The organism is Brevibacterium metallidurans (assembly GCF_037101285.1).
Lineage (GTDB): Bacteria > Actinomycetota > Actinomycetes > Actinomycetales > Brevibacteriaceae > Brevibacterium > Brevibacterium metallidurans.
This window is the reverse complement of the sequence record NZ_BAAAAF010000003.1, coordinates 1-25,664: the sequence shown is the minus strand read 5'-3', so window position 1 is coordinate 25,664 and position 25,664 is coordinate 1. Positions and strand designations below refer to the sequence as shown.

At 66.3% G+C, this 25,664-nt stretch carries 26 protein-coding genes; 14 read left to right on the top strand and 12 right to left on the bottom strand.

Annotated features, from left to right (window positions below):
• Positions 1-31 precede the first annotated feature (31 nt).
• From AACX88_RS04990 to AACX88_RS04970, 5 genes are all read right to left on the bottom strand, one after another.
• Positions 32-949 (bottom strand): LysR substrate-binding domain-containing protein, encoded by a 918-nt coding sequence (locus AACX88_RS04990; protein ID WP_339392010.1) that lies wholly within the window; start codon positions 947-949, stop codon positions 32-34.
• 193 nt (positions 950-1,142) lie between these two features.
• Positions 1,143-2,339 carry a pyridoxal phosphate-dependent aminotransferase gene (locus tag AACX88_RS04985; protein ID WP_339392009.1) on the bottom strand — a complete coding sequence of 399 codons (1,197 nt, stop codon included), beginning with the start codon at positions 2,337-2,339 and terminating at the stop codon, positions 1,143-1,145.
• A gap of 242 nt (positions 2,340-2,581) precedes the next feature.
• A complete protein-coding gene (locus AACX88_RS04980) occupies positions 2,582-2,935 on the bottom strand; it encodes a cupin domain-containing protein (RefSeq protein WP_339392008.1) in 354 nt (117 codons plus the stop codon).
• Positions 2,932-4,671 (bottom strand): N,N-dimethylformamidase beta subunit family domain-containing protein, encoded by a 1,740-nt coding sequence (locus AACX88_RS04975; protein WP_339392006.1) that lies wholly within the window; start codon positions 4,669-4,671, stop codon positions 2,932-2,934. Before AACX88_RS04975 ends, AACX88_RS04980 begins: the two co-directional genes overlap by 4 nt.
• Entirely contained in the window at positions 4,668-6,125 is a 1,458-nt protein-coding gene (locus tag AACX88_RS04970) for an APC family permease (protein WP_339392005.1), read from the bottom strand. Before AACX88_RS04970 ends, AACX88_RS04975 begins: the two co-directional genes overlap by 4 nt.
• 295 nt (positions 6,126-6,420) lie before the next feature.
• Between AACX88_RS04970 and AACX88_RS04965 the strand changes: the two genes are divergently transcribed.
• From AACX88_RS04965 to AACX88_RS04955, 3 genes are all read left to right on the top strand, one after another.
• The gene (locus tag AACX88_RS04965; protein WP_339392004.1) at positions 6,421-7,047 is read left to right on the top strand and encodes a TetR/AcrR family transcriptional regulator; all 627 of its coding nucleotides are present in this window, start codon (positions 6,421-6,423) and stop codon (positions 7,045-7,047) included.
• Between the two features lie 85 nt (positions 7,048-7,132).
• The gene (locus tag AACX88_RS04960) at positions 7,133-8,188 is read left to right on the top strand and encodes a DNA polymerase III subunit beta family protein (RefSeq protein ID WP_339392003.1); all 1,056 of its coding nucleotides are present in this window, start codon (positions 7,133-7,135) and stop codon (positions 8,186-8,188) included.
• A 66-nt stretch (positions 8,189-8,254) separates the two neighbouring features.
• Positions 8,255-8,764, top strand: coding sequence for a hypothetical protein (locus AACX88_RS04955; protein WP_339392002.1), 510 nt, complete (start codon positions 8,255-8,257; stop codon positions 8,762-8,764).
• 107 nt (positions 8,765-8,871) lie between these two features.
• Here AACX88_RS04955 and AACX88_RS04950 read toward each other — a convergent pair whose 3' ends face one another.
• Complete coding sequence (locus AACX88_RS04950; protein WP_339392001.1) at positions 8,872-9,315, bottom strand: cupin domain-containing protein; 444 nt, start codon at positions 9,313-9,315, stop codon at positions 8,872-8,874.
• 174 nt (positions 9,316-9,489) lie between these two features.
• Here AACX88_RS04950 and AACX88_RS04945 point away from each other — a divergent pair, with 174 nt between their 5' ends.
• Together AACX88_RS04945 and AACX88_RS04940 are read left to right on the top strand one after the other, a co-directional pair.
• Positions 9,490-10,941: an NAD(P)/FAD-dependent oxidoreductase gene (locus AACX88_RS04945; protein ID WP_339392000.1), complete on the top strand. Its 1,452-nt coding sequence runs from the start codon at positions 9,490-9,492 to the stop codon at positions 10,939-10,941.
• A gap of 312 nt (positions 10,942-11,253) precedes the next feature.
• Complete coding sequence (locus tag AACX88_RS04940; protein ID WP_339391999.1) at positions 11,254-12,423, top strand: pyridoxal phosphate-dependent aminotransferase; 1,170 nt, start codon at positions 11,254-11,256, stop codon at positions 12,421-12,423.
• A 277-nt stretch (positions 12,424-12,700) separates the two neighbouring features.
• On the opposite strand, the gene AACX88_RS04935 is transcribed toward AACX88_RS04940, so the two are convergent.
• From AACX88_RS04935 to AACX88_RS04925, 3 genes are all read right to left on the bottom strand, one after another.
• Positions 12,701-12,889 (bottom strand): CsbD family protein, encoded by a 189-nt coding sequence (locus AACX88_RS04935; protein ID WP_339391998.1) that lies wholly within the window; start codon positions 12,887-12,889, stop codon positions 12,701-12,703.
• Positions 12,890-12,958: 69 nt separating this feature from the next.
• A complete protein-coding gene (locus AACX88_RS04930; RefSeq protein ID WP_339391997.1) occupies positions 12,959-13,243 on the bottom strand; it encodes a GlsB/YeaQ/YmgE family stress response membrane protein in 285 nt (94 codons plus the stop codon).
• Between the two features lie 191 nt (positions 13,244-13,434).
• Complete coding sequence (locus tag AACX88_RS04925; RefSeq protein WP_339391996.1) at positions 13,435-14,091, bottom strand: homing endonuclease associated repeat-containing protein; 657 nt, start codon at positions 14,089-14,091, stop codon at positions 13,435-13,437.
• A gap of 62 nt (positions 14,092-14,153) precedes the next feature.
• Between AACX88_RS04925 and AACX88_RS04920 the strand changes: the two genes are divergently transcribed.
• The 3 genes from AACX88_RS04920 to AACX88_RS04910 are packed head-to-tail and all read left to right on the top strand — an operon-like array spanning position 14,154 to position 15,112.
• The gene (locus AACX88_RS04920) at positions 14,154-14,405 is read left to right on the top strand and encodes a hypothetical protein (RefSeq protein WP_339391995.1); all 252 of its coding nucleotides are present in this window, start codon (positions 14,154-14,156) and stop codon (positions 14,403-14,405) included.
• A 45-nt stretch (positions 14,406-14,450) separates the two neighbouring features.
• Complete coding sequence (locus AACX88_RS04915; protein ID WP_339391994.1) at positions 14,451-14,819, top strand: hypothetical protein; 369 nt, start codon at positions 14,451-14,453, stop codon at positions 14,817-14,819.
• Complete coding sequence (locus AACX88_RS04910; protein WP_339391993.1) at positions 14,816-15,112, top strand: hypothetical protein; 297 nt, start codon at positions 14,816-14,818, stop codon at positions 15,110-15,112. Before AACX88_RS04915 ends, AACX88_RS04910 begins: the two co-directional genes overlap by 4 nt.
• A gap of 70 nt (positions 15,113-15,182) precedes the next feature.
• Here AACX88_RS04910 and AACX88_RS04905 read toward each other — a convergent pair whose 3' ends face one another.
• Entirely contained in the window at positions 15,183-16,823 is a 1,641-nt protein-coding gene (locus AACX88_RS04905; RefSeq protein WP_339391992.1) for an AMP-binding protein, read from the bottom strand.
• 163 nt (positions 16,824-16,986) lie between these two features.
• On the opposite strand from AACX88_RS04905, the gene AACX88_RS04900 reads away from it, so the two are divergent.
• Together AACX88_RS04900 and AACX88_RS04895 are read left to right on the top strand one after the other, a co-directional pair.
• A complete protein-coding gene (locus AACX88_RS04900; RefSeq protein WP_339391991.1) occupies positions 16,987-17,784 on the top strand; it encodes a helix-turn-helix transcriptional regulator in 798 nt (265 codons plus the stop codon).
• Between the two features lie 132 nt (positions 17,785-17,916).
• Positions 17,917-21,222: a DEAD/DEAH box helicase gene (locus AACX88_RS04895; protein WP_339391990.1), complete on the top strand. Its 3,306-nt coding sequence runs from the start codon at positions 17,917-17,919 to the stop codon at positions 21,220-21,222.
• A gap of 67 nt (positions 21,223-21,289) precedes the next feature.
• On the opposite strand, the gene AACX88_RS04890 is transcribed toward AACX88_RS04895, so the two are convergent.
• Positions 21,290-21,694: a hypothetical protein gene (locus AACX88_RS04890; protein WP_339391989.1), complete on the bottom strand. Its 405-nt coding sequence runs from the start codon at positions 21,692-21,694 to the stop codon at positions 21,290-21,292.
• A 70-nt stretch (positions 21,695-21,764) separates the two neighbouring features.
• Positions 21,765-21,998: a hypothetical protein gene (locus AACX88_RS04885; RefSeq protein ID WP_339391988.1), complete on the bottom strand. Its 234-nt coding sequence runs from the start codon at positions 21,996-21,998 to the stop codon at positions 21,765-21,767.
• 370 nt (positions 21,999-22,368) lie between these two features.
• Here AACX88_RS04885 and AACX88_RS04880 point away from each other — a divergent pair, with 370 nt between their 5' ends.
• The 4 genes from AACX88_RS04880 (at position 22,369) to AACX88_RS04865 (ending at position 25,559) form a co-directional block, all read left to right on the top strand.
• On the top strand, positions 22,369-23,409 hold the full coding sequence (locus tag AACX88_RS04880) for a DUF2891 family protein (protein WP_339391987.1): 1,041 nt from the start codon (positions 22,369-22,371) through the stop codon (positions 23,407-23,409).
• Positions 23,410-23,539: 130 nt separating this feature from the next.
• Complete coding sequence (locus AACX88_RS04875; protein ID WP_339391986.1) at positions 23,540-23,980, top strand: (deoxy)nucleoside triphosphate pyrophosphohydrolase; 441 nt, start codon at positions 23,540-23,542, stop codon at positions 23,978-23,980.
• On the top strand, positions 23,967-24,896 hold the full coding sequence (locus AACX88_RS04870) for an HNH endonuclease (RefSeq protein WP_339391985.1): 930 nt from the start codon (positions 23,967-23,969) through the stop codon (positions 24,894-24,896). Before AACX88_RS04875 ends, AACX88_RS04870 begins: the two co-directional genes overlap by 14 nt.
• A 147-nt stretch (positions 24,897-25,043) precedes the next feature.
• Positions 25,044-25,559 (top strand): hypothetical protein, encoded by a 516-nt coding sequence (locus AACX88_RS04865; protein ID WP_339391984.1) that lies wholly within the window; start codon positions 25,044-25,046, stop codon positions 25,557-25,559.
• Positions 25,560-25,664 lie beyond the last annotated feature (105 nt).

Here is a 25,664-nt window from a genome sequence, read left to right as displayed (position 1 = left end):
CCTCATTAACAGAATCTATGAGGATGTCCGCTTAAGCAGTCGGGACGAGGATCTCCGTAGTGAGTTCGCAGAAGGCGCGAGCCCGCCTGTTGAGCCGCAATCCCTTGGGCCAGATAAACGCAAGGTCGATGCTCGGGAAATCGTCGAGCAGCGGCACATCGACGGTGTTCGAACCGATATAGGTTCCAGAGGACACGCTCTGACTGAGGAGGGAGTACCCGTGCCCCATCGCAACAAAGGATCGCACGGTCTCATATCCGGAGAACGAATGCCGTATCCGAGGAACGATCCCGGCGATGCGGAAGAGCTCGTCGTTGTATTGACGGCTATAGGGCATGTCGAGCTGGATGTAGTCCTCAGCAGCGAGTTCACGGAGATGAATCGACCTCGGCGCATGTTCACCCCCTCCGAGGCGATGTTGCTGAGAAACGAGAACATGCGGGTGGACCACGTCTATGAGATAGACATCGAACCGATCGCTCAGACCGAGCGTATAGGTAAGAGCCATGTCGCATTCACCTGAGACCACTGCACGCTGGAGCTCCTGCAAGTCAGCTTCGAGATAGTTGACTCGGACGTCTGGATAGCGTTTCTCGAATTCATCATGAATGAGCGGAAGGCGGGTTGGGGCAATGGGTGAGAATACTCCAACTGAGAGGGTGCCGCTGAGGGAGCGGGCGAGTCCAAGTGCGGTCTCTCCCAGTGCTTCGGACGCTTCGAGCACGGCGTTGACCTCGGCCAGGAAACGTCGACCCGCAGGGGAGAGAACGACCGTACGGTTCCGTTGCCTGATGAATAGGTCGATCCCGAGCGACCGCTCCAGCTGTGATACTGCCGTCGAGATCGCCGATTGGGTGACCTTGAGATGTCTGGCGGCCTCCGTCATGTTCTCGCGTCGCGCGACCTCCTGAAAGTACCTCAGTTGAACGAGAGTGAAGTCGAGGGCCATACGCTACATCATTTCATCACGGCGACCCCGAACCATCGGTACGGTTCGAAGCTTGCGCAATACATCCCGGAGACAACTGCAAACAACTTTGTCACCTCGGCATATAGGCCACCTTCGGGCCTTCAGCCAGGGAGGATCCGAAACCAGATGTTTCTTATGTGTAAGCAAATCTCCGGCCTCCTCCTGGTTGCCCTCACCCCGCCTCGACCCAGTCCTTGAGCTTCGTCAGACCCTCGACGATGTCGTCCTCACTGATGCCCGAATAGGCGAGCCGGATGTACTTCCGGTCCTCCCCCGGCTGCGGGCGGCCGAAGTGCTCGCGGGTGCAGAATGAGACGCCCGTGGCATGCAGGGCCTCGGTGGAGAACTCCGCGAGCGAATCGATGCCTTTGGCAGCCATCGCCTCGGTGACGTCGGGGAAGATGTAGAACGTCGACTCCGGGACGGCGACCTCCATGCCGGGAATCGAATTGATGATCGCGCACGCGGCGTCGCGGCGCGCGCGGAGGACCTCGAGCATCTCAGCGACCGGCTCCTGCGGACCCTGCAGGGCTGCGATCCCCGCCCACTGGACGTAATGGGTCGTACACGATTCGTCGTTCGTGTTCATCGTCGAGATCGCCTCGGCGACCTCCCGCGGAGCGACCGCGCACCCGAGCCGGGAACCGGTCATCGCGAACTTCTTCGAGAACGTGTAGAGGATGACGGTGCGCTCGCGCATCCCCGGCAGCGCGGCGATCGACTCGGACCGCCCGCCGTAGCGCATCTCGAAGTACGCCTCGTCCGAGAGCACCCACAGGTCATGTTCCTTCGCGATCTGCGCGATCGCCTCCCGCTCACCGGGCGTCGACTCCGCCGAGATCGGGTTCTGCAGGTCGTTGTAGATGATCGCCACGGTCGACTCGTCGATCGAATCCCGCAGATGGTCGAGGTCGATGGCGAACCCGTCCTCGGTCGGAACGTACCGGTAGGGCCGAGCCTCACCCCCGAGGTACTCGATCTGCGACTCGTAGATCGGGAACCCCGGGTTCGGGTAGAGCACGGAAGCCCCCGGATCCATGACCGCCTGGAGGAACTTCGTGATCACAGGCTTGCCCCCGGTGGTCACGACCACCTCGGCGGGATCGAGGTCGAGACCCCGACGGGACCCGATGTCCTCGGCCAGGGCCGCCCGCAGTTCGGGGATCCCCGGCCCCGGGCAGTACCCGGTCTTGCCGTCCTTGATCGCCCGATCCATCGCCTCGACGATGTGCGGGGCCATGGGGAAGTCGAGATCGCCGAGGTGAAACGGATAGACCCGATTCCCCTGCGCCCTCCAGTCGGCGGCGGCCTGCGCCACCCGGAACGCGGTCTCGGTGCCCAGATCGTGCAAACGCTGTGCGGTCTTCATCGACGGCTCCTTCGAACGGCCGTCCCCGACGGCGATGCCGAAGGACGGTGATGCAGCTGGTGGGAGGCGGCGCTCCGCACCAGCGGAGTGCCTGCCTACCTCACACGATAAACGACTGCGTCAAGGGCCGAAGGGCCGTGACCGAGGCTCGCGGCCGGGAGCGTTCGGCTATGTCCGACGGTCGGGGCCGGGGCGTTCGGCCGTGTCCGCGGCTCAGCGGCCGGGGGCGCTCGACTCCCGGGTCACTCGGTGACGCCGATGAAGACCTTCCGAGTCGGTTCGAGTGTGACCCAGCGGCCCGCGAAGCCCTGCGGGATCGTGAACGCCTCCCCGGGCCCGTACTCGTGCCGCTGACTGCCGTCGGCGGCCTCCACGGCGACGCGCCCGGATTCGATGACGCAGAACTCCCGGTACGGCCAGGAGGCGAATTCGACCCAGCCGGGTTCGCCCTCCCACCGACCGGCCACCGAGTTCGGCCCCGTCTCGACGCGGAACTCCGTCTCTGTCCAGCCCTCCGAATGCGCATCGTAGTCCGCAAGCGGCGGCACGACCGCCCGCTCAGGATCGTCGGTGAGCGTCTGCACGCGCTTCGTCATCGTGTCTCCTCCGTGGTGGTGTCGTCGCTCGCCGAGGCGGTGCCCACCTTGGCATCGTCCGTCCCGGCATCGTCCGTTCCGGTGCCGGTCGCCCGGGTTGCAGTCGCGTCGGTTTCGTCCGTCGCCCCGCATCGCCCAAGGGCGAGGTACCGGTCGAGGACGTTGCGGGTGATCGTGACGACGAACGGGTCGTTCGCAGCCAGACCATAGGGCCAGTCGGTCGTCCCCGCGCAGTAGACCTCGCCCTGCCCGCGGGCGAACGTCGCGATCATCGCCGCCCCGTACCCGTTGCCCTGATGGTGCGGCGGGATGCCGTCGGGGTAGATGCCGGCGAAGAGGTGTTCGGCCTCGACTGCGGGAGCCCCGATCGGCACGCGACCGCCCCACCGGTCCATTCCTCCGGATACTGCCGGAGCCATCGCGATGATCTCGAGGTCCTCCGGGGCGCCGTCGGCCCCGGTCGCATACGGCAGACCGTAGCGGAACGTGTAGTCGCAGCCGTCGACTTCGAACGCGGCGATGCACAGCGGCGCCTGACCGAAGACGTCCCCGTAGTAGAGGTCCGTGTCCGCGAGCGACCAGTGACCCTCCCGGTAGACGGTGAAGCCGCCGCTGCCCCTGGGCACGGCCGATCCGTAGCGGATGTAGGCCCCGCCGAGGCCGGTCAGCCCCATGGTCTCAGCACCGGGGCGGCCGATCTCCGGGGCATCCCACGCCGTTGTCAGGCGCGACGGGTCGGTCTCTCGGATGGGGTCGGCGGTGGGGTCCTTGAAGCAGGTCTGCACCCCGGTCTCGAGGTCGAGGCGCACCTGCCAGACGTAGTTCCCGCCGAAGCGGGCGACGTGACCGCCGCCGTCGACGTAGGAGTCGAGGGTGTCGCGCATCTCCCACGACCAGTACTCGTCGTGGCCGACGATGACGACGCACGGGTAGCCGTCGAGAACCTGGGGCTCGGCATGGAGTTCGGCCTGCGTGATGTGTCCGACCCGGTAGCCCTGCTCTTCGGCCCACACGGTGAAGGGCCGTTCGTAGTTGGCCCAGCCGGCGTCGTTGTGGTGGCGGGAGTAGCCGCGCTGCCACGCCCATTCGTAGCTCGGGTGCCGCGGCTCCCAGCCGATCGGGACGCTGACCTCGAGGTGGGCGTTGCGCGGGGCCCCGATGGGCTTGCGGAGCATGCCTCGGGCGATGGGTCGGCGCATCGACGAGTACGGCGAGGGGATGTCGTTGCGGTCCCCGTCGGGCAGGCCACGGTAGTGGTTGCCTCCGCCCCAGTCGTTGTAGGCGAGCATCGTCGAGGTCGCATGGACGAGAAGGAGGTCGACCGCCTCGGCGCTGTGGGGGCGGACGATGAAGAACGACTCCTGCTCGATCTCACGGCCGTGGTCGTCGACGGTGCGGAAGATGACGAGGTAGTAGCCGGGGCCGAACTCCTCGGTGAGGTCGATCGTCAGCGAGGTCGCCCAGCCGCAGCCGGTCGCGAAGGCGTCGTCGGGGGTGTCCTGGCGGGTGCCGGGCAGGCCGGTGGCGGTGAACACGGTCTCCGGGCGGGCGCCGTCGCGGATGATCTCGACGTCGTAGCTCGCAGCGGTGGTGTGCACGCGCAGGTCGACCTGTTCGCCGGAGTGGTAGGCGAACCGGTCGTTGTATCCCCACAGTTCGGTGGCTCCGGGGACAGCGCCGGGCTTCTCGAGCAGGCCGCCGGGGGTCGACCAGGCGTAGTCGATGCGAGTGTTCATCTTCCTTCTCTCTGTGCGGTGTGGCTGTCGGTGGACGGGTCGGCAGTCTCCGCCTCGGCGCCGATGGTGGCGAGAGCGGCGGCTTCGGCATCGACGCGGGTGGCGCGGATGAGTCCGTAGATCCCGGCGAGGACGAGCGGGGCGAGGATGCACGCGTTGCCGAGGGGGCCGAGTCCGGTGAGCGCGCCCATCTGGGAGATCAGCAGGGTCACGGCGAGCGTGAGGAGGACGGCTGAGAGGCCGGGGGCGATCGCCCGCTTCCACACGCTCTCTGCCCGGGGATTGCGGCGGAAGTAGACGATGACGGAGATCGAGGTGACGATCTGGAGGACGAGGACGGAGACGATCGTCGGAGTGTTCGTCCAGGCCACGACCTGTGTGTAGGGGTCGGAGCCGGCGAGGGCGAAGAGGCAGAGGGCGAGGAGGACGACGCCGGCCTGGACGAGGTTCGCCGTGAGCGGGCTGCCGGAGCGGGCGAGCCGGGAGAGACCGACCGGGAGGAGTCCCCCGCGGGAAAGGTTGACGAGGTAGCGCGAGGACGTGTTCTGCAGGGCGATGACTCCGGCGAAGAAGCTCGTGACGACGAGGAGGAGCATGATCGCGGTGGCCCACGGTCCGACGAATTCGTCGTTGAGGTCGAAGACGAGTCGGGAGGGGTCGCCGGAGAGGAGCTGCGGCAGGCGGGAGACACCGGCGGCTTGAAGGATCACCCAGGCGCCGAAGGTGTAGCCGATGAGCAGGGCGGCGACGGCGAGGTAGGTCGCACGCGGAATCGTCGTGTTGGGCTCGCGCGTCTCGTTGCGGTAGACGGTGGTCTGCTCGAAGCCGACGAACGCGACGAAGGTAAGGACGAAGACGCCGGGCAGGGCGCCGCTGACCCATTTCTCTGGGGCGAACGCGGCCAGGGACAGGCCTTCGTACCCGCCTTGGACGAGCACGGCGGTGGCGAAGACGACGAGGATGGCCGCCTCGGCGATGAGGAGGATCGCCACGGTCACAGCACCCACCCCGATGCGGCGCAGGGCCAGGGTGAGGGCGGCGAGGGTGATGATGACGGCGATGGGCAGCCAGTGGACGCTCACCCCGGTGAGGCCTTCGATCGTCAGGGAGGCGAAGACCGACGCCGAGGCGGTGAAGCCGATCTGCCCGCCGAGGTAGCCGACGTAGGCGACCGTTCCCGCGACCGAGCCGGCGCGGGCGCCGAGGCCGGCGGCGATGTAGGTGAGGAAGGCGCCGCCGCCGGGGACGTGCTTGGCGATCGTCGTGTAGCCGACGGCGAAGAGGAGGTAGACGAGTCCGGGGTAGAAGAAGCCGAGGACGACGGCGTCGCCGCCGGCGAGCATGCCCAGCGGCACGAAGCCGGCGAGGATCGTCAGCGGCGCCGCTGCCGCGAGGACGAAGAAGACGAGGCCGGGGGTGCCGATGCCCCGTGTCTGTGCGGGAGGGAGAGCCACGTTGCGGTCCCTTCATGGTCGGGAGGCGCCGGTGGATCCAGTCTGCTCCGGCGCATAACCTATCGGTCGATAGGTTAGGGGATAATCTATCATTCGATAGGCTGTTTGGACAGACCCGATCGGGTGCACGGTCGAAGAATGGTTGTCGACGCAGGTGGGCAGGGTCGTGCGGGCTGAGTCACGCCGGTGGGCCGCCTCGGCGTGAGGGGGCAGCGGTCGGGATCGGTCAGGTGCAGCACGGCCGCAGCACCGCCTCGGCGGACCAGTACGCTGGGGGCACGGACAGGGAGGGACGATGGCGAGACCGCGGAACGCGGACACGACGGGCGATACGCGTGAGCGCATCCTCCGCGAATCGGCGCGGCTGTTCTCCGAGCTCGGCTATCAGGGGGCGAGCACGCGGGCGATCACCGAGGCGGTCGGGATCAAGCAACCCTCGCTCTTCCACTACTTCGCGGGCAAGGAGGCGATCGGGCACGAGCTCATCGCGGCCCGCCTGGCGCCGACAACCCTGCTCACCGGGCAGTTCGAACACTCCGAGGACGATCCTGCGCTCGATCTCTATCGCCTGTTCCGCAACGAGATGATCGTCGAGTTCAACGAGACGATCGACACGCGCTGGCTCTTCCGCCAGCCCCCTGCCGTCGCCGAGCTCTTCCCCGAATGGGGCGAGGCCGTCGAGGCCGGGCGGTCGACGATGGAGGCCGTGCTCGAGCGCGGAATCCGTGCCGGCGTCTTCCTGCCGGGACACCCCAAGGCCGTGCTCGAGCTCTTCGACGCGATCGCGAATGAGGCGATGTTCTGGCCCCGTGACCTCCACAGCGTCCAGCCGGACACCTTCGCCGAGGTGCTCCTGCGTCTCGTCATCGCCGACCAGCCCGCGATCGCCGAGGTGGTCAAGCGAGCGCAGGCGACCGCGTGATACTTGGTTGAGATTCGAAGCTGGCCACCGGCGCAGACGACACGACTGTTGACCTTCAAGCCGGTTGAAGCCTGATGATGGTCAGATGAACGACCCGGACTTGATCTCCATCGGTTCCTTCGCCGAACGCGCTGGGCTGACCGCCAGCGCACTGCGCTATTACGACGATGCCGGCGTGCTGCGTCCCGATCATGTCGATCCGCTCACCGGGTATCGAATGTACAGCACATGCCAACTGGCGCAGGCAACGCAACTTCGGCAGCTGCGCGAGATCGGAATGGCACTGCCCGTTGTCAGAGAGCTCTTCGAATCCGACGCGGCAGGTGCCTCACGCCTTATTGACGAACAGCTCGAGAAGGTCACCAACGACGCATTCAAGGCCCGGGACATTGCGGCGGCACTCAAGGATAAGCTGAACGACAGCCCTCGATTCGTTCTCTGCGAGCTTGCTGGACCAGTCTTTGCTGGGGCGGTCGATCAGATCCTGGCCTCCGCACTCGACGATACTGCTGATCCCGCACTCAATGGTGTCCACATTGAGACCGAAGCAGACGCCATCTCGCTCACCGCCACTGATCGTTATCGACTGGCGACTCGAACACTCGTCCCTCTCCGCTTGCCCACGTCCCCGTGGGCGGGAACCGTTGCCGCAGACGAGCTGAGAAGCGCAGTGCAGCTAATCCGAAGAAGCCCGAAAGTGACTCTTGAGGCAGGCGACTTGACGCTCGACGTCCGCCTGTCCGGCGACGACGTGGTCCAGTGCCACCGGTTGACCGGGACGTTTCCAGACTATAGGAGTGTTTTTGCATCCCTCGAGCCGGTGACACATCGTCTGATACTCGATCAGCGACAGATCTCCAGCGCGCTCGAACACGCACCAGAGAAGTTCGGAATCCGGGTATCAGGCTTCGGGTCCAGCCTGCTGCTGCCCGATTCTGTGATCGCCCTGGACGGCGCTGCGACTGGCCCTGAAATCAGGGTCTGGTTCGAGCTCACGACGCTGTACCCAGCTCTGAGCCACGCTGTCGGCAATGAAGTGATGTTCGAACTTCGCGGGCCTGACCACCCCGTAACTGTCAGATGCGCGGACAACGGCGACCTCACCACGCTTGTCATGCCCTGTCGAGCCGACCTTCTCTGAGAACGACTACCGCGGTAGCGGTCGTCCCCCGCCGCGAACCGGATACGCAAAGGGAAAAGCAGAAACATGAATGAAGAAGCCGATGCCTCGGATCCGATCATGGAGTCCATACAGGAGGCAGTCTCAACCGGACGCGTGGGCTCTACCGAATCAGCTCGACAAAGACTGCTCACTTTGTGGCACGAGATCGGAGTCGCCGGCGATCCGTTCCATCGCTGCACGCTCGCGCACTACCTTGCAGATCTCTGCGAAGACCCTGCACAAGCTCTCATCTGGGATGTCCGCGCGCTTGATGCCGCCGATGCACTCTCCGATCAGCGCGCTCAGCAATATCACGCGACTCTCCGGGTAGCAGGCTTCCACCCTAGTCTTTATCTCAACATCGCCGACGATCTCCGTCGCCTGGGAGCGTTCGCCGCCGCCGCTGACTATATCGGCAAAGCTGAGGCAGTCGCCTCCAACTTGTCTGACGACGCCTACGGAAAGACCGTCCGCACCGCCATTCACGACGTGAACCGATCCATCGTCGACCGCGAGACTGCACGACGAGAAAGTGCTCCAGGTCGACCTCAGTGAGAACTGAGGACTCCACGCGCTTCCAAGTCCCAGTGCGGCCACTGCACTCAACGGCGCACCATCACCGCCGACGTCGAGCGGGCGCTCGACCATGAGGCCGAGTGACCTCACTCCTCGGTCGGGGCGATGAAGAGCTTCCGCAGGGGCGCGTCGTCGATGTACCAGCGGGTCTTCATGCCTTCGGTCAGGCGCACGAGCGAACCGGGTGCGAGCCCGATGCTCGACTGCTCGGGGTCGTCGAACTCGATGCGCCCGGTGCCGTCGATGACGAGGAACACTTCCTCGCCTTCGATGTCGCGCATCGCGCCGACGCTCATCTCCCACAGTCCGTAGTCGACGCCGGCGATCGATCCGAGCTCGGCGAACGCCGTCGTCGTCTCGGTCGCCTCTCCCGGCGCCGAGTCGGTGGCTCCGCCCGCCGCCTCGCCATCCTTCGCCGCCGCACCGGTCGCCGGTGCGTTCTCGGCATCGGCGGCGATCCGCTGCCAGTCCTCGATCAGCTCGTGCTCGAGAGGGAAGGTGCGGGTGTCGATCGGCTCCGTTGCGCTCATGGACCCAGTGTAGCCAGACGGGGACTGTCGTGGACACGGAATCCGGGGGCAACCTCGGCGATTTCATATGCCAATACACGCACTTACAACCATTTACATCGCAACTGACGATGGGATAGAACTGATTCCGTACGGTCACACCAGGTGATCGCGCACGGAAACAGGAGTTGTCCAGTGACCTACCTCAACGGCGAGGCCTCCTTCTGGCTGGCGCAGTCGCCGGCCGAGCCCATCGATTCGCCCCTGCCCGCGGGCAAGCAGGACCTCGTCATCGTCGGCGGCGGAATGACCGGGCTGTGGTCGGCCTATTGCGCCCGGCAGGCCCACCCCGACTGGGCGATCACGATCATCGAGGCGCGCACCGTCGGCTACGGTGCCTCGGGACGCAACGGCGGGTGGCTCTCGACGCTCATGCCCGGCAACCGCGCCCGCTTCGCCGAGGCGGTCGACCGCGCCCGCACAGACGACCCTGACGGGCCGGTCGGCTCGGCCGGCCTGTCCGGGATCGAGAGCGTGCGGGCCTTCCAGTCGGCGCTCTTCGACTCGATCGACGAGGTGCTCGAGACGCTCGAGGCCGAGGGCATCGACGCGCAGGCGGTGCGCGGCGGCCACATCGACATCGCGCAGTCCGAGGCGGGCATGGCGCGCATCCACGAACTCATCGAGGCCAACCGCGAATACGGCTACGGGCCTGCGGACATGCAGGTCCTCGACGCCGCCGAGACCCGCGCCCGGATCAACGTCGACGACGCCCGCGGCAGCGTCTTCGTTCCCGGCACCGCGCGCATCGACCCCGCCCTCCTCGTCGAAGGCCTCGCCCGCGTGCTGCGCGCGCAGGGTGTGACGATCTGCGAGGGCACGACGGCCGCCCACATCGGCAAAGGCACGGTCGTCACCGACCGCGGGCCGGTCAACGGCGAGACGATCTTCGTGTGCCTCGAAGGGTACTCCGACACGGTGTCGGGGAAGCTGCCTGGACTCGAGGGACGCCAGGTCATCCCCGTCTTCTCGTCCATGATCGCGACCGATCCGCTGCCGGCTGCGGCCTGGGACGAGATCGGCTGGGCCGGCCGGGAGTGCCTCGGCGATGCCGCCCACACCTTCATCTACGCCCAGCGCACCGCCGACGATCGGATCGCGCTCGGCGGGCGGGGTGCGCCGTACGCGTTCAACTCGGGACTGCCCGGTGACGGTCGTGTCCCCGCCGAGGTGGTCGACCTCCTCCGCACGCGCCTGTCCTCGCTCTTCCCGACCCTCGACGTCGAGGTCGCCCACGCGTGGAGGGGCGCCCTCGGAGTGACCCGTGACTGGTGCGCTGGGATCTTCTTCGATCCCGAGCAGCGCATCGGCGTGGCCCGCGGGTATGCCGGGCACGGGGTGACGGCCACCCATCTGGCGGCGAAGACCCTGCTCGATCGGGCAGGCGGGACTCCGACACCGCTGACCGCACTGCCGTGGAACGACCACGTCTCCGGTCAGTGGGAGCCCGAGCCGATCCGCTGGCTCGGCATCCGCTCGATGTACAGGATATTCAACATCGCCGACGACTGGGAGCGGATCACCGACGCGAAGAAGACGAGCCTGCTCGCACGCTTCGGGGCAAGGTTGGCCGGGCTCGCGGAGTAGGGGGCTTGGGCTGGTGCCGGTGCGAGTGGGTGCTGCGGTTCTGGCGAGCGCGGCGCTTTGGGCAGACGCCCCGGTCTGGGCAAACGCCCCGGATCGAGGACGCTGAGTGTCGATTCTGGTCGCGGAAATCGACACTCAGCGTCCTGGATTCGCGCCGGGTCGTTCGACAATCACGCCCGCTTTCGTCCTCGATTCGCGCCGCGCCGGACGTCCGCGCCCGCCCGCGCCCCATCTGACACACTCGAGTCACCTGGACAACACTCGGACCACACCCCGACCACACTCAAGACACCCCGACGAAGGAGCGCAGCCATGACCGACCCGTACCGCCGCATCTCCCCGATGGCGCAGACCTATCCGGCCTCGGACATCCGGAAGATGTTCAACATCGCGCTCAACTATCCCGAGGCCGTCAAACTCACGGTCGGCGAGCCCGACTTCCCCACGCCCGAGCACATCAAGCAGGCCGGCATCCGCGCCATCGAGAACAACGAGACGAAGTACGTCGCCAACGCCGGCCTGCCCGACCTGCGCGCGGCGATCGCCGGGAAGTACTCGGTGCGCTGGGGCCGTGAGGTCACCGCCGAGAACGTCATGATCACCTTCGGCGCGATGGAGGCGCTCACACTCTCCCTCGACACGACGGTCTCGCCCGGGCAGGAGGTCATCATCGCCGACCCGAGCTTCCCGAACTACTTGGGTCAGATCCACCGCCTCGGCGCGATCGCCGTCCCGGTTCCCGTCACCGAGGACACCGGGTTCAAGGTCCGCGCCGATGACGTCCGGGCGGCCGTGACGGAGAATTCAGCGGCGATCATCATCAATAGTCCCTCGAACCCGCTCGGGTCGATCATCGACCGGGCGGAGCTCGCGCAGATCGCCGATCTCGCCGATGAGTTCGGCTTCACGATCATCTCCGACGAGGTCTACGACGAGATCGTCTTCGACGACGCGACCTTCACCTCGATCGCCGAGGTGCGCCCGGGCTTCGATCGGTTCCTCGTCGTCGGCAGCTTTTCGAAGACGTACGCGATGACCGGGTGGCGGTGCGGTTTCGTCATCGGTCCGGCTGCGTTCATTCCGCCGATGCCGCTGCTCCAGGAGGGCCTGACCTCGAGTCTTCCGGCATTCGTCCAGGAGGCGGCGATCGCCGCGGTCACCGGACCGCAGTCGGTCGTCGCGGAGATGGTGAGTTCGTATGCGGAGCGCCGCGACCTCATCGTCGACCGCGTCAATGCGATCGACGGGATCAGCGTGCTGCGACCGGAGGCGACGTTCTACGCGTTCGCCAATGTCAAGGACTGGGGCATGACCTCATGGGAGGTCGCCACCGCTCTGCTCGAGCGGCACGGTCTGGCGACGATCCCCGGCTCGGCGTTCGGTCCCGCCGGCGAAGGCTACCTGCGACTGACGTTCGCGGTCTCACCGGAGACGATCGAGGAAGCCTGTCGCCGCCTCGAGGCATTCGCCGCGACCCGGTAGCCCGGGTCCGCGGCATCCTCGGAAAAGGGGTACCGCAACCCCGGAGCCCCCGAAGCATTCGTTGCGACCAGGTGTACAGCCCTCGCGGCACCCCCGCACACAACGACAGAGGCGGGAGCACTCAGAGTACTCCCGCCTCGGCGTTCACCGGCCGACCGCGCTGAGCGCGACCGCCGGGACATCCGTCAGCGCCCAATCACCGGGCGCCAACACAGCGAATCGCCGAATCAGCGATCCAGCGCATCAGCGACGTCGCACTGATGCGCCTGCGGACAGATCAGCGACGGTCGGTGACGTCGTTGAACGTGTCCTTGAGCTTCTCGCCGGCCTGCTTGGTGCCGGCGGCAGCCTGGTCGGCCTTGCCCTCGGCCTGCATCTGCTCGTTGCCGATGAGCTTGCCGGTGGCGTCCTTGGCCTTGCCCTTCATCTCCTGGGCCTTGTTGTCGAACTTGTCCTTCATGCTCATTGCATTCTCCTTCGCTTCGAGCGACTGGTGTGTGCTGCTGTGGCCGACCGCGTGCCGGCCGGGACGCGATCAGGCAGTCTTCGCGCCGCGGTTCTTCGTGATGAGTCCCCAGACGAACGCGAACACGATCGCGCCGATGACGGCGATGAAGAACGAACCCCATGACCAGGGATCCGAGAAGACAGCGCCGATCCCCTTGCCGCCGAACAGCCCGAAGAGCAGTCCGCCGACGAATGCGCCGATGACGCCGAGGATGATCGTGCTGATCCAGCCGCCGCCCTGCTTACCGGGCAGGATGAGCTTCGCGAGCGCGCCCGCGAGCAGTCCGACGATGATCCAACCGATGACAACCATGTTTCCGTCCCTTCGATTCCGTGACCGACCACCGGCGAGCAGGCAGCCCACCGCGATCGGTTCCATCTGTACAGACGTTCAGAGACTACAAACCTCACGCACATTGTGCAAGGTTTTTTGCCGGATCGTTCCCCAAGTGATGTTGTCGTTTCGATTTCCGGTCCGCGGACGGTCGTCACACGGCCGAACGGTCACCCCGCCGAGGTGAGAGCCGTGTTCCAGCTTCCGTAGAACTTCCGTACGGCCGCCGCCGACGGGACGTCGCCCTTGTGTTCTCCGGCGTAGGACCCGTACTCCTTGTAGGTGGCGGGAACACCGCGGGACTCGCAGTCGGCGACGAATGCGGCGATCGCGGCATCGTAGGCATCGGCATCGAAGCGGAGCTGGCCCTTGGCTCGCCCGACGCTGCTCGTCGCCAGGCCTGCGGCGGTCAGCGCGTCGTTCCACGAGCCGAACCGCTGGACGGCCGTCTGGCTCGTCGGCGGCCAGACGCTTACACCTTTCGCCGAATCCACGCCGAGGCGGTCGAGCAACGCCGTGCGTGCCGCGTCGTACTTCGCTGCGGCCAGGCTCGGCGTTTCTCCGCGGTTGCGGACGAAGCGGATGGCGGAGGCCACCTCGTCGACGGTCTCGGCGATGAGTTTCGGCGCATCGGGGAACTGTGCCTGCAGCGCCGTCTCGACTCCGGCAACGATGTCCTTGTCGTGTCGGCCAAGCGGCCTCGTCGGGTTGCGAGGAGGAGCGGCATTGAGCAGATCGACCGTGCGCGCCGTCGCGAGCAGCAGGGCACCGAGAATCGCGGGAGACGAGATGTGGGACCGATCGGAGGCATCATTCACGTCTCTCATCCTATGTTGACACTATCGTTGTCGTCATGAGGATGGCGCACGAACTCAGCGATGATGAGCTCATGGACCTCGTGGTCGGTCCCGCAGTCGAGCGGATCCTCCGCGACGGCGAACTCGACAGCGTGAGATTGACCAGGGAGGACGACGGCTCGCTCCTCGTTGAGTTCACTGCAGGAGATGAACAGGTTGGGAGCTGGCTGCACATTCCAGACGTGGAGATCAGCGTCGAGGAGCTGACCGAACGCGTCGTCAGCGACCTCCAGGACTTCGTCGCTCAGTCCTCCTTCGGGTGGGGCGAGCTGCGCGGGGAGTGAGCCCTTCCGCCGTCAGACAAGGCCGAGGGCGACTATGCTCCGATTATGGACCCCTCCGAACGCGCATCCGCAGACGAGTCCTTCGCCCTCATTGATGAGCGCGACATCACACGGGAGGTCGAAGCTGACGCATTCCGCGTTGCGCACTGGACGGGGTACGACGGCGATCCGCAGGATCTCACGGCCGTCGCCGTCTATGAATCCGCAACGGCGACCCTCGACGAGGCGATCGAGTGGGCGAAGACGTCCCAGACTCCTCCAGCACGACTAACCGAGGTCTTCGCCATCATCAACGGACAGGGCAAGCGCAAGGAATCTATCCTCATCGCTCAATACGACCGCAGACCACCGTTGCCGCCCGGAGTCGAGCGCGAACCCCGGTTCTCCGAGTCTTCGCTGACGCTGTGGTCATGACTCGAACACCGCGGCTGCGTGACGACCAGGTCATGGAGCGCATCGTCCGACCCGCCGTCGATCGCATCCTGCGCGAGGGTGAACTCGACGGTCTCGACATCATCGAAAGACGTAGCCGCAACTTCATCGACGTGCGCATCACGGTCGGCGACGAAGTCTTCACCCTTCCGGTGACGGTCCCCGGTGCCGATGACGACGAGGAGATCGCGGAGATGGCCCAGGACTTCCTCGACATGCTCCAAGCTGAAGTCGCCGCATCCTCCTTCGCCTGGGATGAGTTGCGCGGGGAGTGAACCGTCCGGCACCGTTCACCCCACCCTCCACCGCGCCCGCGCGCCTACATCTTCCGTGCGGCTCCCGCTCTCACACCTCCATGTCGCGGAGCACGAAGCGTTGGACCTTGCCACTCGGAGTCTTGGGAAGCTCGGCGACGACGTGGACACGGCGCGGATACGCATGGGCGCCGTACATGCTGCGCACCGCCGCCTGCAGACGTGACTGCAGGTCCTCACCGGCAGCACCCTCTCCGGCGGCGCCCTCTTCGGCCACGCGTCCGGCCCTCTCTTCGGCCGCCTCGTCGATGACGACGAACGCCTCGATGACCTCACCGCGGATCTCGTCGGGACGGCCGACGACGGCGGCCTCGATGACGGCGGCATCGGCGACGAGGATGCTCTCGATGTCGAACGGCGCGATCCGGTACCCGGCGGCGAGGATGACATCGTCGTCGCGGGAGGCGAAGAAGAAATCCGCCCCGTCCGCCCGACCCACGTCACCGGTGAGATACCAGTCTCCGTCCGGGGTGAAGCGCTCCCGCGTCTGCTCCGGAGCATCGACATAGCCGGAGAACCACATGAGCGGAGACTCATCGACCGAGAGCGCGATCGACTCGTCGACCGTGCCCACGACGAATCCCGGCAGCGCCTGACCCATCGACCGCGGCGCGACCTCTGTGCGCAGCCGCTCGTCCCACGCATTGCCGATCGCCATCCCCTGCTCGGTCTGCCCCCAGTGATCGCGCACGACCACCCCGAGCGCCTCGGGCGCCCAGTCGACGACATCGGCGGTCAGCGGCTCCCCCGCCGACGACGCCGCGCGCAGCGGACGCTGCGGCATGACGCCGGACTTCTTCAGCGCCCGGTAGACGGTCGGTGCTGCGGCCAGGTTCGTCACCTGCAGCGCATCGAGCAGGCGCGCCGTGGACTCCGCAGTGAAGTTCCCGGCGAAGAGGACATTGGGTCGCCCGATCGCCAAGGGTCCGACGATGCCGTAGTAGAGCCCATAGGCCCATCCGGGGTCGGCGGCGTTCCAGAACACGTCATCGTCGGTGACCCCGAGCCCGTAGCGCATATACGCGACGAATGCGGCCAGTGCAGACCCCGAGACGCCGACCGCCTTCGGGGTTCCCGTCGTCCCCGAGGTGTAGAGCTGGAGGAACAGACCGTCCCCGCCGACCGCCTCGGCGACCTCGATCGGCTCCTGCGCATCGATCTCGAGGTCGAGGCCGGGACCGGTCCCCAGCACGGGAACGTCGATTCCGGTGAGCTTGGGCTGCTGGGACTCGTCGGCGACGATGAGTCCCGCACCGGCGCCGTTGACGCGGGTGGCGATGGCCGGGCCGGCGAAGGCGGTGAAGAGGGGAACCTCGACCGCGCCGAGGCGCCACAGGGCGACGAGCACGACGGGCAGTTGTCGGGTCTTCGCCATGAGGACGCCGACGCGGGACCCGCGACCGATGCCTCGGTCCCGAAGGAGGCTCGCCAGCCGCCTGGACCGGTCGGCGAGTTCGCCGTAGCTCAGCCGGTAGGGTTCGAAGCTCTCGTCGACGCAGATGAACGCGGTGTCGGCGGCAGGATGTGCGTCGCAGAGCACCTCGGCGAGAGAGAGCTCCGGTGCGGAGAAGCGGCGGCGCAGGTCGTCGACTTCGGCGACGATGTCGGCATGGTTCGTCCACGGCGCGGGGGCTGCCTCGGCGATTTTGGCGGCAGGTCGATGGTCGGTCATAGCAGGGGGCTCGCTCTCGTTCGGCGTCGGCGTCGTTGTCTCGGCACTCGGCGGTGCGTGCGTCCACCGCGTTGAGGCGAGACTAGGCAATCCCGGCGAACCTGACTACCCTCCAAAGAGGGCCGCACAACCTGCGGCTGAGACCGAGCGAGGGCGGGCGACGATGGCCGGTGCAGATGCCGAACGGATCCGGCACGCGCTCGATCGCGTCCGGACGCGCACGGGCGTGGCGCTGGCCTTCGGCGGAGAGGTCACGACGACCCGTGAGCTCGCGCTCAACCACTTCTCGGGGCACACGGTCGGGGCACTGCCCGGCGTCACCCTGACCTATGACGCGGGGCTCGGCGGTCGCGCGGTCGCGATCCGACGGCCGCTCGCGCTCGACGACTACGTCGCATCCGACGCGATCTCCCACCAGTACGATGCGGTCATCCGCACCGAACGTCTCCGGGCGATCGCCGCGGCCCCCGTCGTCATCGGCAGTCAGACCGCCTTCGTCCTCTACGCCGCCCTCCGCAGCGACGAGACCCTCGCCGACCGTCTGCTCTCGACCCTCAGCGACGAGGCGCGCGCCCTCGAACACGACCTCATCGTCGCCCGTTCCCATGACGCCGAGGCGGCCCGCGCACTGACCGCCCGTGTCCGTCGCGTCCATGGTGAGCTCCGCGAACTCAGTGCAACCGTCACGGACCCGCGCCTGCGAAGCGAGCTGCGCGGCATCGCCGAGGCCCTCACCGAACCCGAGCATCCGTCGCCTCCCGGTCCGGTGTCGCTGACCGATCGGGAGATCGACGTCCTGTCCCTGGCGGCGAGGGGCATGACGAATCAGGAGATCGGCGACAGGCTCGGCCTCACGCTGCTCACCGTCAAGGCGTACATGAAGGCGATCATGGCCAAACTCGATGCACGGACCCGGCTCGCCGCGGTCGTCGAGGCGAGGAGTGCCGGCCTGCTGCCCTGAGGGGACTTGCTCGCCGAGGCGGTGGTCGCCGGGGCGATTGTCGCCGAGGCGGTGGCCAGGGAGACGGTGTCGCCGAGGCGGTTGCCAGGTGCGCGCTGTGCCCGCGTCAGTCGGGGATGAGAGGATGACATCGTGCCTGAGAACCGCGCGACCGCTGCCCCCGATGACGAGGGCAGTGCACCCGGAGTGCGCGTGCACCGTTCCGCTTCGACCGCGACCCGGTCCACATCCAGAACGCCCAGCGATTGGCGCGCCGCCTTCGCCTCCTTCGCCGAGGCGGCCCCGCAGGACTACACGGCCGTGGCCCTGGGATTCGAGCTCGTCGAGGTCGTCCCGCGCTCGTGGTTCGAACCCCAGCACACCGCGCTGCTGACAAATGCCGAGGTCAGCCCAGGCGCGAACCCGTCGCTCGCGATCCGCCCGCTCGTCCTCAGCGAGTCCGGCAACTGGGTGAAGAAATCGCTGAGCTGGCGCACGATCGACCGCATGGTCTCCCAGTTCGGCGTCGACCCCCGCCACCAGGAGTGGTTCTCCCAACTCGCGGGCCTGCGCACCCGGGACAAGACCGACTTCACACCCGACGGGGCGCCGTACCACCTCGGCGATTTCCACACCTCCCTGATCTGGGACGTCTTCGCCCACGGGGCGGATCTCGGGATCGCCTTCGTCGGCGTCAACCCCGGCATGGACGTCCGCATCGGCCGGGAGGCGAAGGCGATCATCGATGTGCGCAAGGGTCCGGGCGGGCTGCGCGTGCAACCGCACGTGACGATCGACGAACGTGAGTTCGCGCCCGGCCTGGCGAAACCGATCTGGACGCACGGGTACTTCGGCGTCGACACCCGCACCGGGTTCACGGTCACGCTGGCCCCGGCCGCCCAGCCGACGACCGCCTCGGCGCTTCCGGTCCTCTCCTCCCCGGGCCCAATCACGATTCCGACGGCGGAGGCCGAGGAGTTCTTCGCGGAGTACTACCCGCTGCTGCGCACGAGCACCGAGGTCGTGAGCACCGACGAATCCGTCCGCTTCCCCAGCTACCGGGACCCGCGGCTCGTCCTCTTCCTCACCTTCGGCGCGCAGGACCGGCTCAACCTGCGCTGGTACTGGGAGTACTCGGGTCCCCGCCGGACCCTGCCGGTGCGGCGGCCCGGAAGAACCGGGACCACCTCGGCGACCGGGCACGCCTCAACGAACGGGCGCGCCACCTCGGCGAACAACCTCGCCACCGCTCCGGCCGCCGAACTCCGCGACATCGAGCACGAGGACACGGTCCTCGCCCACGTCACCACTGTGCTCGCCCGGTTCGTCCCCGCCGACCCGCGCGCCGAGTTCCCGACCGTGCCTACGGACCTCGACTTCGACGGCGCGGACACGGCCGACTTCGTCGCCAACGTGCTGCCCGGCCTCGAGGAGATCGACCATGTCCACGTCATCACGCGCGGGAAGAAGCAGCCCTACCGCGAGCTCGGTGGGGAGCCGAGCGTGACGATCACCTCGGTCGAGTCGGAGAAGACCGACTGGTTCGAGCTCGGCTTCCAGATCAGCATCGGCGGCAAGTCGGTGCCCTTCGTCAAGCTGTTCACGGCGCTGGCCAAGGGGATGCGCAAGCTCAAGCTCGTCGACAATTCGTTCCTCACCCTCGACCGTCCCGTCTTCGACCGGATCAAGGCCCTCCTCGCCGAGGCGGACCTCATCGACGAGTGGGAACCGGAGTCCCCGAAGATCAGCCGCCTCCACGTCGGTCTGTGGTCCGAGTTCGAGGACCTCGCCGACGCAGCCGAACCCGCCGTGACCTGGCGCGAGTCCGCCCAAGCGCTCACCGACCTCGACCGGCTTCCCGACACCGAGGTGCCCGACCTCGGCGGCGTGCGGCTGCGGCCCTACCAGGTGCAGGGATTCCGCTGGCTCGCCCTGCTCCACCGCTGCCGCCTCGGGGGGATCCTCGCCGACGACATGGGCCTCGGCAAGACCCTGCAGACGCTCGCGCTCATCGCCTACGCCCGCCGGACGGCTGGGAGCGGCCCGACCGGGAGCGGCACGACCGAAAGCCCGACGACCGAGAGCCGCACGATCGCAAGCCCGACGACCGTGAGCCGATCACCCGACGATCGCGATTCCGCGCCCCGGTCGGGCGAGCCGCCGTTCCTCGTCGTCGCCCCCACCTCGGTGGTCCCCGTCTGGGCCCAGGAGGCCGCGAAGCACACGCCTGACCTCGACGTTCGCGTCATCGGTGAGTCGACGAGGAAGCGGGGCACCTCCTTCGCCGAGGTGGTCGCCGGTGCCGATGTCATCGTCGTCTCGTACGCGATCCTCCGCCTCGACGAGACCGAGATCGCCGGGCTCACATGGTCGGGGCTCATCCTCGACGAGGCGCAGTTCGTCAAGAACCGGACCTCGCAGGTCCATCAGGCGGCGAAGTCGATCGACGCGCCGTTCCGGCTGGCGCTGACGGGAACGCCGTTGGAGAACTCGCTGCGCGACGTGTGGTCGCTGTTCGCGATCTCGGCGCCGGGTCTGTTCCCGTCCCCGCACCGGTTCGAGGAGGAGTACGTCCGACCGATCGAGTCCGGGGAGAATCCGGGCCGGATGCAGCGGCTTCAGCGACGGATCCGGCCGTTCCTCATGCGGCGGACGAAGGATCTCGTCGCCGCCGATCTGCCCGAGAAGCAGGAGCAGGTCATCACCATCGAGCTCAGCGCCGCGCATCGGAAGCTCTACGACCGGATCCTGCAGAAGGAGCGGAAGAAGGTCCTCGGCTTCATCGACAGCGACTACGACCGGCAGCGGTTCATCGTCTTCCGGTCGCTCACCCTGTTGCGCATGCTCGCCCTCGACCCGCGCATCGTCGACGCCGAGCACGCCGAGGTGCCCTCGAGCAAGCTCTCGGCCCTCCTCGAGCGTCTCGACGAGGTCGTCGCCGAAGGCCACCGGTCGATCGTCTTCAGCCAGTTCACTTCGTTCCTCGACCATGTGGCCGAGGAGTTGGGTGCCCGGGGGATCCCGCATGTCATCCTCGATGGGTCGACCCGGAATCGCGCCGAGGTGGTCGAGGCCTTCCGGTCCGGGACCGCGCCCGTCTTCCTCATCAGTCTCAAGGCCGGCGGGTTCGGTCTCACCCTCACCGAGGCGGACTATGTCTTCCTCATGGATCCGTGGTGGAATCCGGCGGCGGAGAATCAGGCGATCGACCGCGCGCACCGGATCGGTCAGACGAAGCACGTCATGGTCTACCGGTACGTCGCCGAGGGCACCGTCGAGGAGAAGGTGCTCGGCCTGCAGGAGCGGAAGGCGGAGCTCTTCGCCGACCTCATGACCGAGGCGGAGGGGGATGCTGGCGCTGGGGCTGGCGCGGCCGGAGTTGCCAGTGCCAGCGGTCAGGCGTTCAGCCGGGCCGTGACGGCCGAGGACATCCGAGACCTGTTCGACGGCAGGAGCTGAGCCGGCTCAGTGACGACGAATCGGGTTCTTCGCCTATGCAGCGTCCGCAGAGCGAATACTGATTGCTTCAGGGAGCCGGGAGGAGTCCGCGGAGGCGACAGACGATTGCCGGAATCCGCTGAGTGACGACGATCCAGAGCAGGTCGTCATCCATGGCATCAGCACCACCGTGCATGGCAATCTCTCGCGCAGCCGCAATTTCCGCCGCTTCTTCGACCGTGAGCAATGGCTTCGACGAGGGAAAATCGCCCCGCTCGATGACGGAGGCCAGCCGGATGACCGCCATGCTCGCAATGTCATGGGTTTCGAGACCGTCGGCGAAGCTGTGTCGGCCGGGACCGGCTACGGCTCCGACTCGTTTCATGATCTTGGCCAGCTCATGCCGGATCGCGTCCGACCGCTGAAGAGAACGAAAAGTTCGGCTGTGTCGAGACCGCTGGGAGGAGTCGCGCGCCTCGTTGTGCGAAACCATGCCCACACCCTACCCACGTTCTCCCGGGTTCAGCCAGAGCAAGCCCGCGCCCCAAACACCCCTCGGCCCGTCACACCCCGGTCAGCCGGGACGGCGTGAGCAGCTTCTCGAGCTCGGCCGCCTCGAGCAGCCCCTGACGTTCGACGAGATCGGCGACCCGCCCGTCCGAGGCGAGCGCCTCCTTCGCCAGCGCAGCCGCCGGGGAGTACCCGAAGACAGCGGCGAGCGCGGTGATCACGGTGACCGAGCGGGCGACGGTCTCGGCCAGCGGAGCCACCGAGAAATGGCTGACGCTCCACGGCATAGAGGCGCTTCGGCGCGGCATGCCCTGAAGCGGTCTCCCTGGCACGGCTTCCCCTGAGCTGTCTCCCTGTATTCGGCGGCCGGTCACCTCCCCACCGCAAGCGACCGGCCGTCGTTGTTAGTCGGCGGCTTCGGGGGCGAAGTCGCCGCCGGGGATGCGCGGCCGGCCGATCCGTTATCGCTTCATTGCTGTCGGGCCTAACTACCATGCTTCGGCGTCGCGGCAGGGTTGTCCCGAATTGCCAGTCGCCACCCCGCCACCGCGAAGCACACCACGGCGAAGTAGTGACAGAATCGAGGCAGTGCGGAGGACGCGGCTCGCCAACGGCTGTCCGACTCCGACGCCGACCGCCTGAGAAGAGGACCCGCGCATGCCCACTCCCGACGACGTCGTCGACCCGTTCGCCCGAGTCGCGCTGACGAACATCACGCAGGACTACCCGTACGCCTCGCATCATGTGGCGAACAGTCTCGCCGATATCGTGCCGGCTAGTGAGAAGAATCCGGCGTTCGCGAATTCGTTCGACTGGCACTCGAGCGTGCACATGCACTATCTGCTCGTGAAGTTGCTCGGCTCCGAAGTGGCACAGAACGCGTCGTGGCGGGATGAGGCGATCGAGCTTTTGCACTCGCATCTCAATGAGGCGAAGCTCAATGCCGAGGCATGGTTCCTCCGGGAGAACCGGAGTTGGGAGCGTCCGTACGGGTGGGCGTGGGCGGTCGAACTCGCCGAGGCGCTGCGGACCAGTGAGGATCCGCAGCTGCGTGACTTGGCTGGGAATGCGCAGATCCTCGCCGACACAGTCTTCGATCTCACGGTTGAGTGGCTGCCGAAGGTTCCGGAGCCAGTGCGTCATGGAGTGCATACGAATACGGCTTTCGGTCTGCGGAGGATTCTCCTCGGCGCGCGGGCGCAGGGTCGGCGGGACGTCGTCGACGTCATCGCGGGCGTGGCGAGGAGGTTCTACGCCGAGGATCGGGCGTGGAACTTCACGCAGGAGCGGAGCGGCCACGACTTCCTCTCGGCAGGTCTCTGCGAGGCCGACCTCATGACCGAGCTCCTCACCGAGGACGAGCTCGCCGTGTGGCTGCCCGGCTTCTTCTCCGAGCTCTCACCCGAGTCGCCGGCACTCACGCCCGTCGAGGTGCTCGATCCCACCGATGGATACCAGAGCCACCTCTACGGGCTGGGGCTGTCGGTCGCGGCCTCGATCATGCGGCTGGCCCCGCACCTCGAGGCGATCGCCGATAAGACCGGTAACGAAGATCTCGATCACTTGGCCAAGGGCATGCTCACTCGCGTCGAAGCATTGATGGCGCCTGGTCTCGAGGCCGCAGTGTCCGACGAGTACATGTCATCGCACTGGGTCGCGACCTTTGCGTGGGAGGCTCTGGAGCTGCAGGGGACGTGAGGTAGCGAAGTCGTCTTCATCGGTGCGTAATCCGACATCCCAACTTCGTCCGGCAGAAGCACGCCCAGGCTACTGGACATTGGTCGGCTCTCGACGGTCGCTGGAGCAGTATCTGACATAGCATGAGGTCATGGTTGAGGTGCTCAGAGTTGTCGGGGCGGTAATTGAGCGCGACGGCAAGTTTCTTGCGTGCCGCCGCCGACCTCAAAAGGCCGAAGGTGGCAAATGGGAGTTTCCCGGAGGCAAGGTTGAGACTGAAGAGGCGCCCGAACAGGCCCTCATGCGTGAATTAGCGGAGGAGCTCGATCTGCTCGACGCTCAGATACTCAGTCTGGTTGAGCGCAAGACCACTAAGAGCAATGGCACGCTGATTGACTTAGCGTGCTATCGCGTGAAGGTGTCGCACCCTCCTCGTACGAGCACTGATCACGATTCAATGCGTTGGTGCACTGTCGATCAGCTCTCCACGTTAGATTGGGCGCCTGCCGATTGGCCCATTGTCGATTCGCTGATCTCTGCACTCTCTCAGTCGCAAGTGCCTCACGAGGAGTCTCACCATGCCGACCGCTGAGCCGAGAGGGCTGCGACAAGCCGCAATCGATTGGTTGCAACTGCGTTCAGACGGCGGCATTGAACCGTTAACCCGAGAAGACATCCTTGACTTTCAGTTTGCCGGCGAGTCCGTGCGGCTCCAAGCCCCCATGCAAGGCATTTGGAAGCCCCGCGGCTATGCGGCTGCGCTGTCGTTTCGCACTGCGTACACCAAGCCCGGGGAACCACCTCCATATGAGGACAAGACGGGCGATGACGGCCTCTTCCGATACAAGTGGCGTGGAACAAACCCGAATCATCCCGAGAACGTCGGCCTTCGAGAGGCCATGAATCTTCGTTTGCCATTGATTTGGTTCCTTGGTGTCGCGATGGATCCGGCCAGGTACCAAGTCATCGCCCCGGTCTTCATCGTGGCTGAGGAGCCAGAACAACAGCAATTCGCCTTCACTGCTGCCGAAGATTCCGTTGCGGCATTTGAACTGGAAGGGTCAATGCACGAAGAAGTTACTCGTCGTTACCTCCAGCGCATGGCAAAGGTGCGCGTGCACCAACCAGCGTTTAGGTCGATGGTTCTTTCTGCATATGAGAACCGTTGCACCATTTGCAATCTCGGGCATCCCGGCTTGCTCGACGCGGCGCACATTGTGCCAGACCGAGACGAACGAGGAATCGCGGCAGTGACTAATGGTCTTGCCATGTGTAAGATCCATCACGCAGCGTTCGACCGCAACTTCCTTGGTATCCGCCCGGACTCCGTCGTGCAGATCCGCCACGATCTACTCGAAGAGGTCGACGGGCCTATGCTCAGGCACGGACTGCAGGACCTTCACGGACGGCAACTCATGAAGGTTCCAGCGCATCGACGCGACCGCCCCAATCAAGAGCTGCTGGAAACCAAATATAAGGAGTTCCAAGCCGCTACGGCGAGTGGATAGGAGCTGACCAAGATCGATCATTGGCATGTCGTCAGTCCACTTTGAAACTTATCTAGTACTGATGGAAATTGAGCCTTCGGTGATCAGACATGCGGAGGTTTCAATTCATATTGAACGCAGTGACCCCGCATCCCCGAGGAGCCACCGATGACCCGCCACGCCCTGTCTCCTGAAGCCACCGGCACGGTCGGCCCGGGTGCGCAATGGACTGAAGATTCCACCGGGTCGAGCACCCAGATCGATCCCCTGCGGTGCGAGTTCGCCGGCTGGCTCGATGACGATCTCGTCAGCGTCGCACCGGACTTCATCGTCTCCGGAACGCTCGCCGACGCACTACGCGCCTCCGACCTCACCGGGTTCGAGCTGCGCACCGACCCCGTCATCACGAAGTCACCCGAGTTCGTCTCCGAGAGCAACACCGATTTCCCCGATCGCTGGGGACGTCTCGTCCCCAGCCCCGAGCCGGCCTCAGCCTTAGCCTCAGAAGACCGTGGACCCACAGAAGTAACCGACTTCGCCCGCCGAGGCAGCGACCTCCTCGTCAGCGAACGCGCTCTGGCACTCCTCAACGACCACCGCATCACTCACGCCAGCCTCACGCCGTCCAGCGACACCGCGGAGACCGCCCGGTTCACCCACAATGGGCTGTGTCAAGTTTCGTAGACGATCTCTTTGTGGATCAGGCGGCGATCGCGGCCTGAAGGGTGTAGTCGGCGCGCGCTTCGGCGGGCGTGCGGTAGCCGAGGCTCGAGTGGAGCCGCTGCCGGT